The organism is Halomonas sp. R57-5 (assembly GCF_900070345.1).
GTDB classification, from domain to species: domain Bacteria; phylum Pseudomonadota; class Gammaproteobacteria; order Pseudomonadales; family Halomonadaceae; genus Vreelandella; species Vreelandella ventosae_B.
In genome coordinates, this window is the sequence record NZ_LN813019.1 from 2,899,226 (window position 1) to 2,919,133 (window position 19,908).

Genomic DNA, 19,908 nt, shown 5'->3' on the forward strand with positions numbered 1-19,908 from the left:
TAGGCTGGCTTAGCTATTTAGTGTGACTTAGCTAAGTAGCCCTACCTTGGTAACGCCCATTGGCACGAAGCCTTTCAGCGCTTCGATGCGCTTCAGCCAGGCGCGTATATGCGGGTAAGGTTCCAGCGATACATTGCCTTCCGGCGCGTGAGCGATGTAGCTGTAAAGAGAAACCTCAGCCAGGGTGGCTTGGTCGCCCGCCAGAAAGGGCTGCTGCGCCAAATGCGCATCAACAATTGCAAATAGCTCATGCGCATCGGCAATTAGCGGTGCAGGGTCGAAAGGGGCATTAAAGACGGTGACCAAGCGAGCCTTCATAGCAGAGTTCGCCAACGGGCCTGCCGCGACGGACAGCCAGCGCTGAACCTGGGCTTGTTTCAACGGGTCATTTGGCAGCCAGCGACCAGAACCATAGCGACGTTCGAGATAGACCAAAATGGCATTAGAATCCGACAGAATGACGCCTTGGTCATCCAACACCGGTACCTGAGCGAAGGCGTTCAGATTTAAGAAAGGCGGTGCCTTATGCTCGCCTGCAGCGAGATCGACATCGATAAAGGTGGCGGGCAAACCGAGCAGCGAAAGCATTAACTCGATGCGGTGGCAGTGGCCTGAAAGTGCGTGACGATGGACCTTAATAACTTTGGACATGATCGGCTCCTTAATTAGCATCTTCAAGAACAGGTGGGCTTCAGTGAAGGAAGCAACATCACCTATCCTGAGCCAAAACAGGAACGACAAGAATAACGATTTCAATCAATAGAAAATTGCGTGAGATGAAATAATCAATCTAACAACTGTGCCCGCAACCAGGGGGTCGCTAGCTCCAAAAAAGCCATCACGCTGGCGGGCGCCCTTAGGCCAAGAGCGTAGGTTAACGCCAGAGAATCAGCCGCTGGCCAAAGGGGTGCGAGGACGGGTTCAAGCAGGCCCTGGGCGCAAGCGCGACGCGCCTCTAATTGGTAGCAGCGCACGACGCCCGCGCCCTCAATGGCCGCCCGCAGTGCCCCGGTACTGGTGCTGATACTCAACCTAGGCTGAAAGCGAAGGGATTGGCCTTCGGCCAACCGCCAAACCGGTGCCTGCCCCGCTTCTGTGCAGTGAATTAGCGCGTGGCGAGCCAAACTTTGCAGGCTATCAGGCCGCCCTGCTTTGTTCAGATAACGGGAGCTGGCAAACAGGCCAATGCGCAGGTCACCAAGGGATCTGGCGTATACCGTTTCAGGCAGGGGCCCCTGCATTAGGCGGATGTGAGCAGGAGCCACTGCGTCTATCCGATGGGGATGCTCATCAGCGAGTAGGCAGACCTGCAACGCCGGATACGCCGCTTGCACCCTCAGCACTAACGGCAACAGTAGTGGCTCCATCAACGCCTGAGGCGCCTGCAAATGTAACGTGCCGCTGAGTTCAAGGTGCTCCTGGCGGGCGTTGGTTTCAGCGTCGGCCACGGCGTGAATCAGCGCGTCGGCATGTGCGTGTAATCGCTGGCCCGCTGGCGTCAATGAACTGCCTTTAGCTGAGCTAGTGACTAAAGCGACACCCAGGCGCTGCTCCTGCGCACGAAGCAGGCGATGAAGTTTAGCTGCCGAGAAGCTACTCGCGTCAGTTGCGGCCTGCACACTGCCGTATTTAGCAACGGCAGACAGCGCCATCAAGGCCTCAAAACGCAGCGGTGATTCTGGGGAGAGCGCCATGGTCAGGCACGATAGCCGAGTGCCGGGTCGGCTCGTAGCCGCTCGGCAAGCAAATCAACGAAGGTACGTACGCTGGCGGCGCGCCCACGGCCCGCCGTTACCCAAATATTGATGGGAATGGCCGGTGGCTCAAAACGCGTTAGCACTCGCCGCACTCTGCCTTCCACTTCGCTAGCAGCTACCTGATAGGACAACAGCCGAGTAAGTCCAGCGCCCGCCTCGACCGCCGTTAACGCCGCGTGAATGGCGCTGATGCGCAGCCGTGGCGATGGCGTCACCTCAATGCGTTTGCCCTTCTCCTCAAACCACCAATGGTTGCCGAAATGGCTGCCTTCAGCCACCACCGTGGGCAGCGCCTCCAACTCATGCGGGTGCTGCGGCTCGCCATGCTGTGCTAACCAGTCAGGGCTGGCGCAGACTACCTGCCGCACTTCGCCGACAGGCACGATTATGTGCTGGCAATCCTCGGGCACATGCCCGATACGCACCGCCACATCAATGCCCTCCTCCTGCAGGTTAACCGGCCGATCAATCAGTTCGGCGCGAACCTGCACGTCAGGGTAGTGTTCTAAGTAGTTAACGATCTGCAGCGTAACGAAGTACTCGCCGAACAGCACAGGCGCAGTCACGCTTAAAAGGCCACGTGGAGTGAGATAGCTGCCGGTAGCGGAGGCTTCGGCCTCAGAAAGTTGCGCAAGTACCTGCTGAGCATCCTCCAGATAACGACGTCCCGCCTCGGTCACACGCACCTGCCGCGTAGTGCGCTGTAATAACGCAACGCCCAAACGCGCTTCAAGTGCCGCCACCGCCCGCGTAACACGAGGAGGCGACAGCTCAAGCTGCCGCGCGGCGACCGAAAAGCTTTCCAGCTGCGCCACGGAAGCAAAAACACGCATCTCTTCGAATCTGTCCAAAGCAGCTCCACGATCAGCGGTAGAAATCACTCTCAACATTCTACACACCCACAGGGTGCCCAGGCAGTTGTTGCATTGGTCTTTTAATGTGGGCCTTACGGTTCAACCCAGTGTAGTAAAAACAAGAATGCCAGCGACGACCCAACGGTCAACACGTTGTGGTTTTAAGCGCTAGAAAATGTCTAGAGGTTTTTGACTCGGGCATGACGAAGCTTGCGGGGATACATAGCATTACTATTTTCGTAGTAATAGGACAAAGCAATAGCATATGCCAAGTTTTTGGAAAATATGCCGAGGGTGAGGGTATAGGTGAAACCTACAATAGAAATTGTCGTTTCCACTTCAACCTGACATAGCCGAAACGAAAAAACAGTAACTTACATCACGTTCTCCACCTCAAAATGACATAAACTTTCCACTTCTTAATGACATAAAGTAAAACGATCGTTCATTCTGGTTATAAAATTACGTTATTAAAATACATGGAATAATGCATGCTGTTCCACATGACCAAATATCTGTCATGGACTCAAACTGCCCCTATCAAATAGTAGTGCTAGTCCTCAGCTATTCCTGCGGCCTGTAAACGACTTCTAAGGCGCTGATTCTCCTCGATCAGGTCAGTCGCTAGAGCGGCAAGCTCGGGTACTGCCTCGAAATCCCGCTCCAACTGACACATTCGTCGAGCACGGGTTAGGTCATAACTGGTAAAACGCCAGCTCGCCACATAGGGTGAACCATCAGCCAATAGGCCACTCTCAATCCTCTCGATCACCCAATTGGTTTCTACCGAGCAAGCGCGCGCCAGCTCTTCAAGCGTTAATGTCGCCTCGTCGATTAGTTCGCCGTTAACACAATGCTGTTGCGCCATGTCTAAACTCCCTTCCGTTGGCGCGGATCAAAAGCGAGTTCTTGCGCCATAGTCTCATACAGTTCCCGTGCTTTATCTGTATTGGCCAGGGGTAGCACCACTTCAAGTTCTACATAAAGATCGCCAGGCTCCTGCCCAGGTATACCTCTGCCCTTAAGGCGCAATCGCCGACCCGTCTGTGACCCAGCTGGGATCTTAAGCTTCACTGTCCCTGAAGGGGTTGGGGTTTCGATGTTCGCTCCCAAAGCGGCTTCCCAAGGGGTGACCGGTACGGTTTGATGTACATCCCGCCCTTCGACCCGATATCTCGAATCCGGTGTGAAGTGAATTTCCAAGTAAAGGTCACCAGCCGGGCCACCTCCAACACCTGGGCTGCCCTGCCCTGTCAGACGGATATGCTGGCCCGCTTTGATGCCTTTAGGTATTAGTACGCTGAGAGTGTGTTCACGAGAAGTCACACGGTCATGCGCGTCGACCTGGGGCACTTGCAGGGTAATCTTACGAGTTGCGCCTAGGAAGGCATCCGCAAGGTCGATGATAACCTTGGCATGACGATCCTCACCGCGTATCTGATAGCCGCTCCCGGATTGCCCTGCTCGCCCACCTTGACCAAAAAGATTGGCGAAGAAGTCACTGAACTCGCCGAGGTCAGCCTTCTCAAAACCACGACCACTGAACTCGAAACCTGCATCCCAATCAGGGGGTGGATGGAAATCCTGTCCCGACTGATACTGCTGCGCCAGTTGGTCATAGGCGACGCGCTTCTCCGGGTCGTACAGCACCGCCTTGGCCTCATTGACCTCTTGCATACGCTGTTCGGCTTCAGGCTCCTTGCTGACATCAGGGTGAAACTTACGCGCCAGCTTGCGATAAGCTTTCTTGATCTCCTCGGCCGTCGCGGTCTTCGACACCCCAAGCACCTGGTAGTAATCCTTGAATTCCACTTATAAGAAGCTCCAAGAGAGGAGATTTTTTAGACATATTTTGAACATTTATACGTTTGCTATATTCGTGGATAGCATCCGGGTGGGTCTGTTCGTTATAGCACCTAGCAGCAAATTTAGCTGTCGATCACACTAAATATGAAGTGATGCACTTAGAGCTCGCAGCGTTTTCACCACTGCTTCGCTCATCACCGATTGCAAAGCCTATGCGCGGTATCGCACCGACAGCCGACTGTACACCGGTTAATCTTCTTACACTGGTTCATATTTTGTGTAAAAACACGGCATTCGGTTGAATTCTGAGAACCCTCAGGTAGCGGATTATGCATTTTCGACTCGACGGCATTGCTTGTCGAATACTGATCGTTGACTGGGAGTAAGGCATGTCGTTAAAAGGGCCACAGGGTGACTCAATGGTCGTTGAGCGGGTTGCCCTGCAATCAACAGAAGCTGACACATCAAAAAGCAGCATCACTCGGGCCGAGTCTATTCTCAACTCAATCAGTGATGCGCTTATCAGCACAGATCTTAAGGGCAATGTCGACTACCTGAACCTTACGGCAGAACTCATGACGGGGTGGAAACTGAATCAGGTTCAGGGAAAACCGATAGACACGGTAATGCCACTGATTCACAGCAATAGTTCTACGGTTTGTCAGAATCCGATCAATCTGGTTCTGCAGCACAACAAGCCGGTCAGCATGGTGCCCGGCACTATGCTAGTGCGACGTAACGGTAGCACAGTGGCGATTGACGATTCGGCAGCACCTATCAGAGACTCCAACGGTGAGATCAGCGGCGCGGTTATCGTATTTCATGATGTCACTGTGGCTCGTGACCTAGCCATTAATATGGCCCATCAGGCGCACCATGACGCCCTTACACAACTGCCTAACCGTGTATTGCTTTACGACCGCTTAGACCAAGCCATTAGCTTTGCCGAGAGACAAGGCAATTCGCTGGCCGTCATGTTCCTCGACTTAGACAACTTCAAGAACATCAACGATTCGCTTGGGCACGCTGTGGGTGACAGCCTTCTTCAATCAGTGGCGCAACGATTAACTGCGTCTGTCAGGCGCACAGACACAGTCAGTCGCATCGGTGGAGATGAGTTCGTCCTCCTGCTAACTGAATGCCACAATACCCAGAATGCTGCCATAACGGCACAGAAACTACTCACAGCAGTGGCTGCTCCGTATCAGATAGATCAGCACAATTTGCAGATGACTAGCAGCATTGGCATTAGCGTTTATCCCGCCGATGCCCTTAATGCAGAAGCCCTGATTAAGAACGCAGACACTGCGATGTACCGCGCCAAGCAAGCTGGACGTAATAACTACCATTTCTTCAGGCAGGACATGAATATTCGGGCACTTGAAAGGGAGTCTATCGAAAAAAGTCTGAGGCAGGCGCTAGAACTACAAGAATTCAAGGTGGATTATCAGCCTCTTATCAACCTGCAAACCGGAGCAATTATAGGGGCCGAAGCCTTGCTACGCTGGGAGCACCCTGAATGGGGGAAGACCCTGCCTGAGCGTTTTATGATCGTGGCTGAAGAGAGTAGTTTGATACTGCCCATTGGCCGCTGGATATTAAGGAAAGCCTGTTTGCAGGGCCGTCGCTGGCGTGACGAAGGTCTGGTGTTGAGTTCAATTGCAGTCAATATTTCAGAACGAGAGTTCTTCCACCCTGATTTTGTAGATGGCGTTGGCACTATTCTCAGCGAAACTGGCTTGGAACCAGGTTGGCTTCAGTTGGACATCACCGAGCGAGTATTGATGCAAGATGCCAATACCAGCACTGATATTCTCAACAAGCTCAAAGGACTAGGTGTGCAGCTAGCCGTGGATAATTTTGGCACGGGTTATTCTAGCCTGGGTGCTCTTTTGAAGTACCCCATTGATGTGCTGAAGATTGATAATTCGTTCATCCACACCATTAGCGCACGAAATGACGGCAGTAAAGTCGCCAGTGCTGTCATTGCAATGGCCGATAGCTTTGGCTACAAGGTAGTCGCAGAAGGGGTAGAAACCCCAGCACAGCTGGATTTTCTGCGTATCCAGAACTGTAACGAAGGGCAAGGCTATTTGTTTAGTGGCGGCATAGCGGGCGCAGACTTCACGAAGCTAGTCCGGGCAAATTCAGTCACTTGAACTGACCCCAAGAGTATTCGCCTTCAATCACATGCTGCCTGTGGCCATACTGGCCTTTTCATTCCCTCAGCTTTTTTCAAATTGCCAGCACCCTTAGCGATGCTCTTACCCAGCAATCACCTTACCTATGTGTTCGTTAGCGCACGGTGATTAGGACGCACTACAGGCACGATGTCAGTCGCCATGATTTTGTATATACCTCTGATTTAAGTGTACAGATTCCATGCGCGACAACTGACGGGGGTCAAAGGTGCCAGAAAGCCAAGCGGGTGGTAAGGCAGAAACGGACAATATCGGCACTGTTGTAACGGTTCGAGGCAGCGTCATTGATATCCGCTTTGAAGGGGCATTGCCCTCAATTCACAACCTGCTTCACGCGGGTGCAGGTGATCGGGTGGCTATCGAGGTACTGGCCCAGCGCGATGAGCATCACGTTCGAGGAATCGCCCTAACCCCAACGCAAGGCTTGGCCCGCGGAATGCCGGTAAAAGATAGCGGAGGACCGCTAAAGGTACCCATTGGCAAACCCATTTTGTCGCGCATGTTCGATGTTTTCGGCAACACGGTTGACCGCGGTGCACCGCTGGAAGGTGTGCAATGGCGCTCGGTTCACAATGAGCCGCCGCCATTAGTACGCCGTTTGACCCAATCCAAGGTATTTGAAACTGGCATCAAGGCGATCGATGTGCTCACGCCACTGGAGCGCGGTGGAAAAGCTGGCCTATTCGGTGGTGCTGGCGTCGGCAAAACGGTGTTGTTGACGGAAATGATCCATAACATGATCGGCCATCAACAGGGCGTCAGTATCTTCTGTGGGATCGGCGAGCGCTCACGTGAAGGCGAAGAGCTTCACCGTGAGATGGAAGCCGCCGGTGTGTTGCCCAACATGGTGATGATTTTCGCCCAGATGAACGAACCACCCGGTGCCCGCTTTCGAGTAGGGCATGCGGCGCTGACCATGGCGGAGTACTTCCGTGATGACGAGCATCGCGATGTACTGCTACTCATCGACAACATTTTCCGTTTTATCCAGGCGGGCTCGGAAGTGTCTGGGCTGATGGGCCAGATGCCCTCGCGCCTAGGGTACCAACCCACCATGAGTACTGAACTGGCGGCATTGGAAGAGCGGATCGCTAACACCGATAGCGGCGCTATCACCTCACTGCAGGCGGTTTACGTGCCAGCGGACGACTTTACCGATCCTGCCGCCGTACATACGTTTTCGCATCTGTCAGCGTCGATTGTCCTGTCACGCAAACGGGCGAGTGAAGGCCTTTTCCCAGCCATCGACCCGCTACAATCCAGCTCAAAAATGATCACACCCGGCATCGTTGGCGATTATCACTATGCGATAGCGCAAGCGATTCGGCGCACGCTGGCACAGTACGCTGAGTTAAAGGACATCATCGCGATGCTCGGGTTGGAGCAGTTGTCGCCGGAGGATCGCAAGGTCGTCGCTCGTGCCCGCAGGTTGGAGCGTTTTCTTACCCAACCCTTCTTCACCACGGAGCAGTTCACTAACCTAAGCGGCAAATTAGTTAGTCTGAAAGACGCCCTTGATGGCTGTGAACGTATTCTGGCCGACGAGTTCAAGGATATGCCCGAAAGCGCGCTCTACATGATCGGGGCAATCAGCGAGGCACAGGAAAAAGCCACTCTCAGCACCCAGGCAAAAGAACAACCATCTAAAGAGACCACGCATGCTGTTGATGACGCTTAAGGTGCTACTGCCCTTCGAGGTATTCATCAACGAAACCCGCGTCTCCAACATCGTGGTTGAAACCGTACAGGGATCCTTTGGCTTACTGCCACAGCGCCTGGACTGTGTGGCAGCGGTGGTACCGGGCATCCTGAGTTTTGAAGACAACACGAAAAACGAAGTTTTTGTGGCCTTGGATGCAGGGGTATTGGTTAAGACAGGTCGCGATGTCGTGATTTCAGTGCGACAAGCGCTGCGAGGGAAAGATTTGGCTCACCTTCACGAAGCGATCGAGCAGCAGTTTCTAATCCGTGATGCTCAAGAAGAGGCCATGCAAGCAGCGATGGCTAAGGTGGAAGCGGGCTTCATGCGACGGTTTGCTTCTATGAGTGAACGTTCATCATGAGTCAGGAACCGAAGCGTAAACCACTCACTTCAGCACCAGAAGCATTTTCACGACAGGTAGGCGTCAAGGCTGCCCGCAAACTCAAGGCGCGCCGAAACGGTACGCCCGGAGTCTGGTTCGGGCTGGGGATGATGGGTCTGGTCGGATGGTCGGTGGCCGTGCCCACGCTGCTGGGGGCTGCCCTAGGCCTATGGCTCGATCAACACTACCCCGGAGGCCGTTCATGGACGCTAGCGCTGCTGATGGGTGGGCTCACCATCGGCTGCCTCAATGCCTGGCATTGGGTATCGAAAGAGAACCAGTCGATACATCAGGAACAGGAGGACGATGATGTCTGAAAACATTAACTGGGTGTTAGGAGGGTTAGCACTGCTTGCTGGCTGCACGCTAGGCGCATTTTTCTTTGGCGGCCTCTGGTGGACGGTGCAGCGTGGTGCCGCATCAAAAAACCCGGCGCGGTGGTTCATCAGTAGTCTGATCCTACGCATCGGTATCGTACTGAGCGGCTTCTATCTCATTGGTGCCAGCCAACTACTCTATTTGGGCTTTTGCATGCTGGGGTTTCTGCTAGCGCGAACGGTTGTCTTGCGTATAACAAGTGGCCTCTATGCCGCCACCGTACCCGCAATGGCAAGCCCACCAGGAAACCCGCCATGCGCATGACCCCTGATACCTGGATCTTCTGGCAGTACGGTGTTTTTACGCTCAATGCCACCATTGTGTTCACCTGGGTATTGATGGCAGTGCTGACGCTAGGCGCTTTTTTAATCACTCGCCGCCTGACCACCGACCACGAACGCACAAGCTGGCAGAATCTGCTGGAGATCGTGGTGACTTCGATCATGGGTCAGATAAAAGATGTCGGCCTGAAAAATCCACATCACTACCTTGGTTTTCTTGGCACGCTATTTCTGTTCGTGGCCGCTGCGGCGCTTTCCACCATGATACCCGGCTTCGAGCCACCCACCGCATCGCTATCCACCACTGTTGCACTGGCGCTTTGTGTGCTGGTATCCGTCCCTCTGTTTGGTATTTCCAGCCAAGGGCTTTTGGGTTACCTGAAAACGTATATACAGCCAACACCGCTCATGCTGCCTTTTAACCTGATCAGTGAAGCGTCACGCACCATGGCACTGGCCGTGCGCTTATTCGGTAACATGATGAGTGGCGCTATGATCATCGCCATTCTTTTAGCCATCACGCCTTTTTTCTTTCCCATTGTGATGACGCTGTTGGGTTTGCTAACCGGCATGGTGCAAGCCTACATCTTCACCATCTTGGCAGCGGTGTACATTGCTGCAGCCACCCGCAGTAGTAAGGCGGTCAAGGCACTTCCACCGACGCCAGTAACATGAACCTCTGCCCTACCCCCAATCCACCACCACAAAGGTACACTTTATGGACGCTCTCACCTGGATCGCCGTCGCTTCCATCGTCATGGCAGGCTTGACCACGGGCTTCGGTACCATGGGGCCGGCTTTGGCCGAGGGCAGAGCGGTCGCCGTTGCGCTTACCTCATTGGCCCAGCAGCCCGATGCTTCTGCAACCATCACGCGCACGCTATTCGTCGGCTTGGCGATGATCGAATCCACCGCCATTTATTGTTTCGTGGTGTCGATGATTCTTATCTTTGCCAATCCCTTCTGGAATGCCGCACTGGCGGCGGCCAGTCAGGCAATAGGCGAATAAACCATGCTCATCGATTGGTTTACTGTCGGCGCCCAGGTGCTGAATTTCATTATTCTGGTGTGGTTGATGAAGCGCTTTCTTTACCAGCCGGTACTGAACGCCATTGCTGCGCGTGAGCAAAAGATTGCTGCCGCACTGGCGGACGCCGCCAATACCAAGGCAGAAGCGCACAAGCAAAAAAGCGACTTTAAGCAAAAAAATCTAGCGTTCGAGCAACAGCGTACAGATTTATTGCAGCAAGCCACGGATTCAGCAGCGGCGGAGGGTGAACGCCTGCGTACCGAGGCAACCCAGGCCGCCGATAAAGCGAGCGCAGCGCGCGCGAAGGCATTATCGACGGACACCCAACATCTGCATGCAGAGATCGTTCGCCAGACCCAGCAACAGGTCTTTGATATCGCACGCCGCGTGCTAAGCGACCTTGCAAACACTAGCCTGGAGCAACGAACAAGCGACGTCTTTATTCAGCGCTTACAAAACGCCGACGGCGAGACATTGGCATCACTAAGCAAGGCACTCACGGACACTTCCGAATCTAATCCCGCCCTACTGCGCAGCGCTTTCATACTCCCAGCAGCTCAGCAGATGGCCATCCAAACTGCACTGGAGAATAAGATCGGCCATTCCATTGCACTTAGGTTCGAGACCACCCCTGATCTGATAGCAGGCATTGAAATCAGTGTCCAAGGACAGAAACTGGCATGGAGTATTGCAGACTACTTGAGTGCCTTGTCCTCAATTCCGCCTACGGCGCACGCCAAGTCCGATGCGACGGAGGCTGCATGACCGCCGCAATATCCGACAAAACAAGCCTACAGCGCGCTGTCGAAAGCGCGTTCGCAGCTATCCAGCAGCGTTTGCAGACATTCGAACCGCAACTAACACTACGCGAGGTGGGCACGATCAACAGTGTCTCCACCGGCATTGCACGTGTCCATGGGCTACAGCAAGCCAGCTCCGAGGAGCTGCTGATATTTCCCGGCGGACTATTCGGTATCGCATTCAATCTCAATGAAGACAGCATTGATGTGGTACTGCTAGGTGACTACGCACACCTTCATGCGGGGCAAGAAGTTCAGCGTACCGGCCGGGTAATGGACGTGGCCGTGGGCGACGCCTTGCTGGGCAGAATGATCGACCCGCTTGGGCGACCATTGGATGGTCTGGGGCCGGTGATGACACATCAGCGGCTGCCCATCGAACGGCCCGCGACCGCCATCATGGATCGCGCCCCGGTGACAGAGCCGCTGCAGACCGGACTGAAAGTCATAGACGCGCTGATTCCAATTGGTCGCGGCCAGCGTGAACTGATCCTGGGTGACCGCCAGACGGGCAAGACGGCGATTGCCATCGACACTATTTTTAATCAGCGCGGTAAAGACGTTCTTTGTGTGTATTGCGCCATTGGTCAACGGGCGTCTGCGGTGGCGAAGGCAGTCGCTAACCTGCGCGAGAAAGAGGCGCTTTCCTACACCGTGGTCGTTGTCGCCGAAGGTAACGAGGCCCCTGGTTTGGCCTACATTGCGCCCTACGCCGCCACGAGTATCGCCGAGCACTTCATGGAACAGGGCCGCGACGTACTGATCGTTTACGACGACCTCACCCACCACGCCCGCGCCTACCGCGAATTGTCGCTGTTACTGCGTCGGCCACCGGGGCGAGAAGCCTTTCCCGGCGACATCTTCTATATCCATTCACGCATGCTCGAACGCGCCACCCGCTTAAACAAAGAGCGTGGGGGCGGTTCGTTGACCGCGCTGCCCATTATCGAAACCGAGGCACAAAATATCTCGGCCTACATTCCGACCAACCTGATTTCTATTACCGATGGGCAGATAGTGCTGTCGCCATCGCTGTTCGAACTCGGCATTTTACCGGCCATTGACGTGGGTCAGTCGGTATCGCGTGTGGGTGGCAAGGCACAGCGTGCGGCCTATCGCGCAGTGGCAGGCGACCTTAAGCTGGCCTATGCACAGTTTGAAGAACTTGAAACCTTTGCCCGTTTTGGCGCTCGCCTGGATGAAGATACGCGGCAATCCATCGAGCACGGGAAACGCATTCGCGCCTGCCTCGGCCAGGCCGAATTTTCGCCGGTATCCGTGCCCGCCCAGATCGCCATCCTGCTGGTATTGAACGCAGCCTTGTTTGACGCCGTTCCACTTAAGCACATGTCGGCAGCACAACACGCCGTGGAAGAGATGGCCAATGACCTGCCTGATGACCTTAGCAAACGTCTCACCGCAGGCGATAAGTTGACCGACACGGATCGTCTGCAGATCATCGAAGCAGCCCGTCTAGCMCTTGCAACTTTCCTGCCCCCAATTGATAACGCGCTACCACAAGCGACGACTGCTCATACTGAAATCAGTGCCCACCCATGAAAAGGCACAGCGTTAACAGTCCCTATAATAACGCCAATGAAGCGCAGCCTTAATGGCCACCACCCTCATTGCCCTACGCCGTCAGATTGATAGCGCCGGAGACCTCAAGTCCGTCGTCAGTACGATGAAGGCATCCGCCGCATCGGCCATTGGGCAGTATGAACGCTCAGTAGCAGCCTTGGCCGATTACGCACACACGGTCGAACTTGGGCTAGGTGTGTGTCTTCGCTCAGCCGAGCAGCGCGGTTTAAAGACGCAAACATTGCCACCACGAACCCATTCAAGTCGGCAGCACGTTGTAGTATTCGGCTCTGATCAAGGGCTGGTGGGACGATTCAACGAGGTGGCTGTCGACTATGCGGTGCAAGCACTGGCGAATACGGAAGCCAAGGTTTGGGCTGTTGGCGAGCGCGCGCATGCGCGTCTTGTCGATGCTGGCATTTCGCCCGAGGGCCTCTTTGCGGTTCCTGGATCGGTGGAACTGATCAGCCGATTGGTCGGCGATATTTTGCTAAACGTTCAAAGCTCAGACATCACAACGGAGGACGAAGGGCATTTTGCCACGCAAAGCACCGCGCTGACCCTCTTCTACAACCGGCCAAATGCTGCTGGCTATGCCCCAGTAAGCCAGCGCCTGCTGCCCCTGGATACTCAATGGCAGCATGGGCTCGCCAAGCAACCGTGGCCCACCCCCCAGATACCCGAAGTACTGGACATCTCTGCGCAGACACTGCGCGCCTTTATCCGCGAGCACCTCTTCGTCTCGCTGTTTCGCGCCAGCGCTGAGTCGTTAGCCAGTGAAAATGCTAGCCGACTGGCCGCTATGCAGCGCGCTGACCGCAATATCGCCGAGCTGCTGCAGTCACTGCACGCCCGCTTTCATCGCCTACGCCAAGCGGGCATCGACGAGGAGCTGTTCGACGTTATCTCCGGTTTCGACGCTTTAATGCCCAGCGACGGTACCAGCCTCAAGTCATGACGATGCTGCGTGCGTTGACGTACAGACAGGCTTAGATACTGGGAAGAGACTAAGCAGAGACTCCAGCCAACCTAAATCCCAGTCGCTGGCAGCAACCCGTACAGGTATCTGAGATGACTCAGCCACAGTCTGACGATTACCGCTCTACCAATGAACTCGCGCCCACAGACAATGAGCTAGGCCAAGCCTCGATCATCGCTGATGCTCTTCAGGCAAAGCTCAAGCGACAATGCCATCTACAGACTTCAGCGCGTGCGTTCACATGAAGAAGCCTAGCGCAGTTCACTCCGCAACATTCGCAGCAACTAGCGTCGATGACGTCACCACGCCCCACGTCCAAGCCAGTGCCGCCTCGCCTGCCAAATTGGGGCTCAGCCTGCTGGKGGCGCTTGTGGTCGGTTCGATCATCGGCAGCGGCATATTTGGGCTTCCGCAAAATATGGCCGCCGGTGCAGGTGCTGGCGCTATCCTGATCGGCTGGACCATTACCGGTATCGGTATGCTCCTGCTGGTAAGGGTTTATCAGATGCTCTCGATGCGCAAACCCGAACTGAACAATGGCGTTTATGCCTATGCCCGCGCGCTGTCAGGTGAATACGTGGGCTTCAACTCTGCCTGGGGCTACTGGGTAAGCGCCTGGATTGGCAATGTCGGTTATCTGGTGGCTGCCTTCAGTGCGCTTGGTTACTTCTTCCCTATATTTGGTGATGGCAACTCTCCGGCCGCCATCGCTGGCGCCTCCATCGTTTTGTGGGTCATACATCTATTGGTACTGCGCGGCATACAAGGTGCAGCAGTACTTAACGCGGTGATCACGTTAGCCAAGATAGTGCCTTTGCTGCTGTTCATTGCACTGGTAGCAATGGCCTTTGAGATAGACACTTTCCGTCTCGATTTCTGGGGAGACGCGGGTCTCGGTTCCGTGCTCGACCAGGTCAAGAGCACCATGCTGGTGACCGTCTGGGTGTTTATAGGCATCGAAGGTGCCAGCGTCTATTCGGCAAGAGCACGCAACCGTGAGGATGTAGGTCGCGCGACTATCATCGGCTTTCTAATTTGCCTGCTGTTGCTGATGGCGGTTTCGTTATTATCGTTGGGAGTGTTCAATCAACCGACACTGGCCGGTCTCAAAAACCCATCAATGGCGGGCGTGCTTGAAAATGCTGTTGGCACCTGGGGTGCCGTCCTGATCTACGTAGGTTTGATCGTCTCGGTGGGCGGTGGATTCCTGGCCTGGATGCTGCTCGCTGCTGAATCCCTGTTCACCCCTGCCGGTGGCGGCGTAATGCCAAAATGGCTGGGGCAGACAAATACAAAACACGTGCCTGCCAACGCCCTTTGGCTGACGAATGGCATGGTGCAGCTATTCCTGATACTGACGTTATTCTCCGAAGCTTCCTATTTGGCGCTGATCTCGCTATCTACCGCGATGATCCTGCTGCCCTACCTTTTCAGTGCCGCTTATGGCCTTTCACTGGCGTTGCGTGGTGAAGGTGTCAAGGCAGCAATCGGGCGTGCGGATGTTCCTGTTGCAGCGCTGGCCACAATGTACTGCTTGTGGCTGCTATACGCCGCCGGTTTCAAGTACTTGCTGCTGAGCGCCATGCTCTACGCGCCTGGCGTGCTGCTGTATGCCTGGGCCAAGCGCCAGCGCAAGGAACAAGTGTTTACTACTTGGGAGTGGCTAGTATTGGCGGCCTTGGTCGTACTGGCCAGCGTGGCAGCCACGCTKCTAGCCATGGGGCGACTCAGCCTGTGAACACGTACCCACTTTCACCCTCTCTCTGCTTGAACAGGAGAACGATGCGATGACGTCTCAAGGTGTACATTCTGAAGTTGGCCGTCTTCGCCGGGTACTGGTATGCCGGCCCGGCCTAGCGCAACAACGCCTGACGCCAGCTAATTGCCACGACTTATTGTTCGATGACGTTATCTGGGTTGAGCAGGCGCGCAATGACCACGACGCGTTCACCAATGCCATGGTGAGCCACGATGTCGAAGTACTGGAGTTGCATGATCTTCTGGCCACGACCATGGCCGACCCGATAGCCCGCACCTGGTTGCTAGATCGTAAATTAGGCCCAGGAACCGTTGATAGTGAGCTGGTCCAGGAGCTCCGCCCCTGGCTAGAAGAGCTGCCACCACAACGCTTGGCGGAACACCTGATCGGCGGTTTGGCACGCGCCGAACTGACGTTCGAACCAGCGGGCCTGTTGGCGAAATACGTTGCCGCAAACGATTTTCTGCTGCCGCCGCTACCCAACACGCTGTTCAGCCGTGACAGTAGTTGTTGGATCGGTAAGGGCGTGGTTCTGTGCCCAATGTACTGGCCCGCACGCCGGCAGGAAACACTGCTAACGGCAGCAGTGTATCGCTTCCATCCATTATTCGCCGGTCAGGTAACAACCTGGTGGGGTGACCCGGACGAAGAGCACGGCGGTGCGACAATGGAAGGGGGCGATGTGATGCCCCTAGGCAATGGCGTGGKGATGATAGGCATGGGTGAGCGTACGTCACCACAGGCCGTGAGCCAACTTGCCCGCAGCCTGTTTGCAAAGGGCGCGGCTACCCGCGTGCTGGCAGCACAGATACCAAAATCTCGCGGCGCCATGCATCTGGACACAGTATTTACCTTCTGCGACGTAGACTTAGTCACTAGCTTCCCAGAAATGGTCGATGAAATCCGTGTACACAGTCTCCGGCCGGGTGAAAAAGAAGGCAGTCTGGATGTACGTACTGAAACAAAGCCCTTCCTCGAAGTAGTCGCTGAGGCGCTGGGGTTGGCCAAGCTACGTTCGGTGGCTACTGGCGGGAATGCTTGGCAATCAGAGCGGGAACAGTGGGACGACGGCAACAACCTGCTGGCACTGTCGCCTGGGGTGGTGATGGGCTATGCCCGCAATACCCACACCAATACCTTGTTGCGTAAGGCAGGTGTGGAAGTTATCACAGTGCCAGGCTCCGAGCTGGGGCGTGGACGAGGCGGCAGCCACTGCATGTCCTGCCCGATTGAGCGCGACGCGCTCTGATCCTAACCCCTGATGAGACGATATCATGAGTTTTAATCTACACAATCGTAGCCTATTGGCGCTAAAGGACTTCACTCCAGATGAAATCCGTTTCCTTCTGGATCTGTCTGCCGAACTAAAGCGCTCTAAAGCGGTGGGCAATGAAGTGCCGCGCTTAAAGGGCAAAAATATCGTCCTGATCTTCGAGAAGCCATCAACCCGCACCCGCTGCGCCTTCGAAGTCGCGGTGCACGATCAGGGTGGTCACGTTACCTACCTCGATTCTGGCGCCTCGCAGCTAGGCCACAAGGAATCGCTGAAAGACACCGCACGAGTACTTGGGCGCTACTACGACGGCATCGAGTACCGCGGGTTTCACCAAAGCGTGGTTGAAGAGCTAGCGCAATATGCTGGAGTGCCTGTATGGAACGGCCTGACGGATGAAATGCATCCCACACAGATACTCGCCGATCTACTGACAATGCAGGAGTTCGGCGAGAAGCCACTGCACGAACTCAGTTTCTGCTATCTCGGAGACGCCAGTTTCAATATGGGCAGTTCGCTACTGGTCGGCGGCACCCTTATGGGCATGGACGTCCGCATCTGTTCGCCCGCAGAACTACAACCACCCGCCGAGCTGGTCGCCCAAATGCGCGAACTAGCCCGCGCCACCGGCGCACGCATCACACTGGAGACCGATCCATTGAAGGCGGTGACCGGCGCGGACTTTCTCTATACCGACGTCTGGGTCTCAATGGGTCAGGACGACGAGGTCTGGCAGAAACGCATCGACCAATTGCTGCCCTATCAGGTCAATACCGCACTGATGCAGGCAACTGGCAAACCCACCAGCCGATTCATGCACTGTCTGCCAGCCTTCCATAGCCTAGAAACTGAGGTGGGTCGCCAGGTCCATGAGAAATATGGCCTCAGCGAGATAGAAGTCACCGATGAGGTATTCGAATCAGACGCCTCGATTGTCTTCACCCAAGCCGAGAACCGTATGCACACCATCAAGGCCGTGCTGGTAGCGACCCTCGGATGAGACCTAACGGAGCCGAATCATGAGGATTGTCGTTGCGCTGGGCGGCAATGCACTCCTGCGCCGCGATCAACCACCCACGGCGGAAAACCAGTTGGAGAATATTCGTAGTGCAGCTTCTCAACTGGCGCGCGTGGCCGAAAAACACGATCTGGTGCTAACGCACGGAAATGGTCCGCAGGTCGGTCTATTGGCACTGCAGGCTGATGCCTATATAAAAGTGGATGCCTACCCGCTGGACGTATTGGGCGCCCAGACGGATGGCATGATCGGTTACCTGTTAGAGCAAGAGCTGGCTAATCGGCTACCTGCCACTCGGGAAGTGGCGACGCTGATAACCCGCGTAGAGGTCGACCCAAAGGACCCCGCCTTTAAACATCCAAGCAAGCCAATCGGCCCAGTCTACGAAAAGGTAGAATCTGAGCAAATAGCCATTGCCAAGGGCTGGAGTATGGCGCCGGATGGCAGTGCGTTTAGGCGCGTAGTTGCGTCCCCAAAACCAGTCCGGGTACTCGGAATACAAGCAATTCGCTGGTTGCTGGAACGTGGCGCTGTGGTCATAGCCGCTGGGGGCGGAGGCATACCAGTGGCACGCAACATGGGTACTAACGACCTCCAGGGCGTTGAGGCTGTGATCGATAAGGACCTATGCAGTAGCCTACTTGCACGTGAATTGCAGGCGGATCTGTTAGTCATCGCCACCGATGTATCAGCGGTTTTTCTAGATTGGGGAAAACCTACCCAGAACGCCCTCGAAAAAGTAACGCCCCAGAATTTAAGCCAATACGACTTCGCCGCGGGATCAATGGGACCAAAAGTCGAAGCAGCGCAAGCCTTTGTTCTCGCTACCGGTAAACGCGCGGTAATCGGCTCGCTAGAACAGATTGAGGGCATGCTCGAAGGAAGTGCCGGCACGCAGGTCTACTCTGCCAACGCAGGTAATGCTGATTAATGCAGTGCTCGCTTAATACTTGTTGGAATAGAGCCGCAATGCTTTAGCTATTCATTTATCTGCCTATCAGGCGCCAGAGAAACGTTCTCAATAATCATTTTTTTGGTGCTTACCTTTTTTTAAGCCTGCCATAAGTCACCTCATTTAGGATGATCCTTGTGCCAATCGACAAATATGTCTTGCACAGCCAACCATCATCGAAAAGAGGTATTACGTATGCGAACTCACATCACTAAGATTATAACGTCAGCTTTGTTACTGACGGCTAGCACGGCTGCGCTGGCCGAGACTCATTGTACTGATGCCCCCAGTGACGAATGGATCAGCCAAGCTGATATGCAGGAACGTATCAGCGAGATGGGTTACAAAATCAAAGAATTTAAGGTCACCGAGGGAAACTGCTACGAGATATACGGCTGGGACGAGCAGGAACGCCGGGTAGAGATCTATTTCAACCCCGTAGATGCCAGCATCGTGAAGCAGGAAGTCGAAGACTGATCAGGAGTTTACCATGGCCGATAATACCCGTATCCGTGTTTGGGATCCGTTGGTCAGGTTGGTACATTGGGCTTTGGTCGCTGGCGTAGGCGTTAACCTATGGGTAACCGAAGAAGGGGGCGATATACACCAATGGGTCGGTTATGCCTTGGTGGCATTAATCGTCGTACGCATCCTTTGGGGGTTTATCGGTCCCTGGAGCGCACGCTGGCGGAGCTTTTGGCCTACGGTGAGCCGACTTCAATGTGCGCTGCGCGGTCGCGACAGCAAGACAGTGCAAACCGGCATTACCCATACACCGCTGGGGGCCATCATGATGCTGGTGCTGCTTGGGCTAATCCTCGGTCTGGGACTTACTGGCTACATGATGGAAGAAACGGATCGTTTCTGGGGGGTTGGCTGGGTTGAAGAAACCCACGAACTCATGGCCAACGCGTTTCTTTTTCTAGTACCACTGCATGTATTGGGTGCTGTGGTAGGAAGCCTCAAGCAAGGCGATAATTTGATCGCTAGCATGTTGCATGGCTATCGCCGCCGCCCTACCTCTAACCCCAACGCTAAGGCTCACGATGTACAGTCTTAAAAGGTACTGTTAAGACGATACCATGATTGTGGCCACTCCTTAATTTTGCACGAGTGGCCTTTTAAGGCCTGCCTGACACAGCGCGATGGCTGCGC

At 54.9% G+C, this 19,908-nt stretch carries 21 protein-coding genes; 16 read left to right on the top strand and 5 right to left on the bottom strand.

Annotated features, from left to right (window positions below; all coding sequences use genetic code 11):
• Positions 1 to 27: 27 nt before the first annotated feature.
• The 5 genes from HALO_RS13370 to HALO_RS13390 all read right to left on the bottom strand — a co-directional run bounded on the left by HALO_RS13370 (position 28) and on the right by HALO_RS13390 (position 4,423).
• Positions 28 to 651, bottom strand: a complete 624-nt coding sequence (locus HALO_RS13370) for a glutathione S-transferase family protein (protein ID WP_035578908.1) — start codon at positions 649 to 651, stop codon at positions 28 to 30.
• A 134-nt stretch (positions 652 to 785) separates the two neighbouring features.
• The gene (locus HALO_RS13375; protein ID WP_035578906.1) at positions 786 to 1,694 is read right to left on the bottom strand and encodes a LysR family transcriptional regulator; all 909 of its coding nucleotides are present in this window, start codon (positions 1,692 to 1,694) and stop codon (positions 786 to 788) included.
• A 2-nt stretch (positions 1,695 to 1,696) separates the two neighbouring features.
• Complete coding sequence (locus tag HALO_RS13380; protein ID WP_035583319.1) at positions 1,697 to 2,608, bottom strand: LysR substrate-binding domain-containing protein; 912 nt, start codon at positions 2,606 to 2,608, stop codon at positions 1,697 to 1,699.
• 556 nt (positions 2,609 to 3,164) lie between these two features.
• Complete coding sequence (locus tag HALO_RS13385) at positions 3,165 to 3,479, bottom strand: chaperone modulator CbpM (RefSeq protein WP_035578904.1); 315 nt, start codon at positions 3,477 to 3,479, stop codon at positions 3,165 to 3,167.
• A gap of 2 nt (positions 3,480 to 3,481) precedes the next feature.
• Positions 3,482 to 4,423: a DnaJ C-terminal domain-containing protein gene (locus HALO_RS13390; protein WP_035578902.1), complete on the bottom strand. Its 942-nt coding sequence runs from the start codon at positions 4,421 to 4,423 to the stop codon at positions 3,482 to 3,484.
• A 383-nt stretch (positions 4,424 to 4,806) separates the two neighbouring features.
• Between HALO_RS13390 and HALO_RS13395 the strand changes: the two genes are divergently transcribed.
• The 16 genes from HALO_RS13395 to HALO_RS13470 all read left to right on the top strand — a co-directional run bounded on the left by HALO_RS13395 (position 4,807) and on the right by HALO_RS13470 (position 19,813).
• Positions 4,807 to 6,576, top strand: coding sequence for a sensor domain-containing protein (locus tag HALO_RS13395; RefSeq protein WP_050713525.1), 1,770 nt, complete (start codon positions 4,807 to 4,809; stop codon positions 6,574 to 6,576).
• Between the two features lie 250 nt (positions 6,577 to 6,826).
• A complete protein-coding gene (gene atpD, locus HALO_RS13400) occupies positions 6,827 to 8,296 on the top strand; it encodes a F0F1 ATP synthase subunit beta (RefSeq protein ID WP_050713526.1) in 1,470 nt (489 codons plus the stop codon).
• Positions 8,277 to 8,681: a F0F1 ATP synthase subunit epsilon gene (locus tag HALO_RS13405; protein WP_081899061.1), complete on the top strand. Its 405-nt coding sequence runs from the start codon at positions 8,277 to 8,279 to the stop codon at positions 8,679 to 8,681. Before atpD ends, HALO_RS13405 begins: the two co-directional genes overlap by 20 nt.
• Complete coding sequence (locus HALO_RS13410; protein ID WP_035578900.1) at positions 8,678 to 9,019, top strand: AtpZ/AtpI family protein; 342 nt, start codon at positions 8,678 to 8,680, stop codon at positions 9,017 to 9,019. Before HALO_RS13405 ends, HALO_RS13410 begins: the two co-directional genes overlap by 4 nt.
• Positions 9,012 to 9,344: an ATP synthase subunit I gene (locus HALO_RS13415; RefSeq protein WP_081899060.1), complete on the top strand. Its 333-nt coding sequence runs from the start codon at positions 9,012 to 9,014 to the stop codon at positions 9,342 to 9,344. The genes HALO_RS13410 and HALO_RS13415 overlap by 8 nt, the downstream gene beginning before the upstream one ends.
• A complete protein-coding gene (locus HALO_RS13420; protein ID WP_035578898.1) occupies positions 9,335 to 10,036 on the top strand; it encodes a F0F1 ATP synthase subunit A in 702 nt (233 codons plus the stop codon). The genes HALO_RS13415 and HALO_RS13420 overlap by 10 nt, the downstream gene beginning before the upstream one ends.
• 43 nt (positions 10,037 to 10,079) lie before the next feature.
• The gene (locus HALO_RS13425) at positions 10,080 to 10,370 is read left to right on the top strand and encodes a F0F1 ATP synthase subunit C (RefSeq protein ID WP_035578896.1); all 291 of its coding nucleotides are present in this window, start codon (positions 10,080 to 10,082) and stop codon (positions 10,368 to 10,370) included.
• 3 nt (positions 10,371 to 10,373) lie between these two features.
• On the top strand, positions 10,374 to 11,156 hold the full coding sequence (locus HALO_RS13430; protein WP_050713527.1) for a F0F1 ATP synthase subunit delta: 783 nt from the start codon (positions 10,374 to 10,376) through the stop codon (positions 11,154 to 11,156).
• Complete coding sequence (locus tag HALO_RS13435; RefSeq protein ID WP_050713528.1) at positions 11,153 to 12,751, top strand: alternate F1F0 ATPase, F1 subunit alpha; 1,599 nt, start codon at positions 11,153 to 11,155, stop codon at positions 12,749 to 12,751. The genes HALO_RS13430 and HALO_RS13435 overlap by 4 nt, the downstream gene beginning before the upstream one ends.
• Positions 12,752 to 12,803: 52 nt before the next feature.
• On the top strand, positions 12,804 to 13,730 hold the full coding sequence (locus HALO_RS13440) for a F0F1 ATP synthase subunit gamma (RefSeq protein ID WP_035578894.1): 927 nt from the start codon (positions 12,804 to 12,806) through the stop codon (positions 13,728 to 13,730).
• Positions 13,731 to 13,992: 262 nt separating this feature from the next.
• Positions 13,993 to 15,489, top strand: coding sequence for an arginine-ornithine antiporter (gene arcD / locus HALO_RS13445; protein ID WP_092490842.1), 1,497 nt, complete (start codon positions 13,993 to 13,995; stop codon positions 15,487 to 15,489).
• Positions 15,490 to 15,538: 49 nt separating this feature from the next.
• Positions 15,539 to 16,759, top strand: a complete 1,221-nt coding sequence (locus tag HALO_RS13450) for an arginine deiminase (protein WP_050713529.1) — start codon at positions 15,539 to 15,541, stop codon at positions 16,757 to 16,759.
• 25 nt (positions 16,760 to 16,784) lie between these two features.
• The gene (gene argF, locus HALO_RS13455) at positions 16,785 to 17,783 is read left to right on the top strand and encodes an ornithine carbamoyltransferase (RefSeq protein ID WP_035578890.1); all 999 of its coding nucleotides are present in this window, start codon (positions 16,785 to 16,787) and stop codon (positions 17,781 to 17,783) included.
• A 19-nt stretch (positions 17,784 to 17,802) separates the two neighbouring features.
• Positions 17,803 to 18,732: a carbamate kinase gene (gene arcC, locus HALO_RS13460; RefSeq protein WP_035578888.1), complete on the top strand. Its 930-nt coding sequence runs from the start codon at positions 17,803 to 17,805 to the stop codon at positions 18,730 to 18,732.
• Positions 18,733 to 18,948: 216 nt separating this feature from the next.
• Positions 18,949 to 19,230: a PepSY domain-containing protein gene (locus HALO_RS13465; protein ID WP_035578886.1), complete on the top strand. Its 282-nt coding sequence runs from the start codon at positions 18,949 to 18,951 to the stop codon at positions 19,228 to 19,230.
• 13 nt (positions 19,231 to 19,243) lie between these two features.
• A complete protein-coding gene (locus tag HALO_RS13470) occupies positions 19,244 to 19,813 on the top strand; it encodes a cytochrome b/b6 domain-containing protein (RefSeq protein WP_035578885.1) in 570 nt (189 codons plus the stop codon).
• The last annotated feature ends 95 nt before the right edge of the window (positions 19,814 to 19,908 follow it).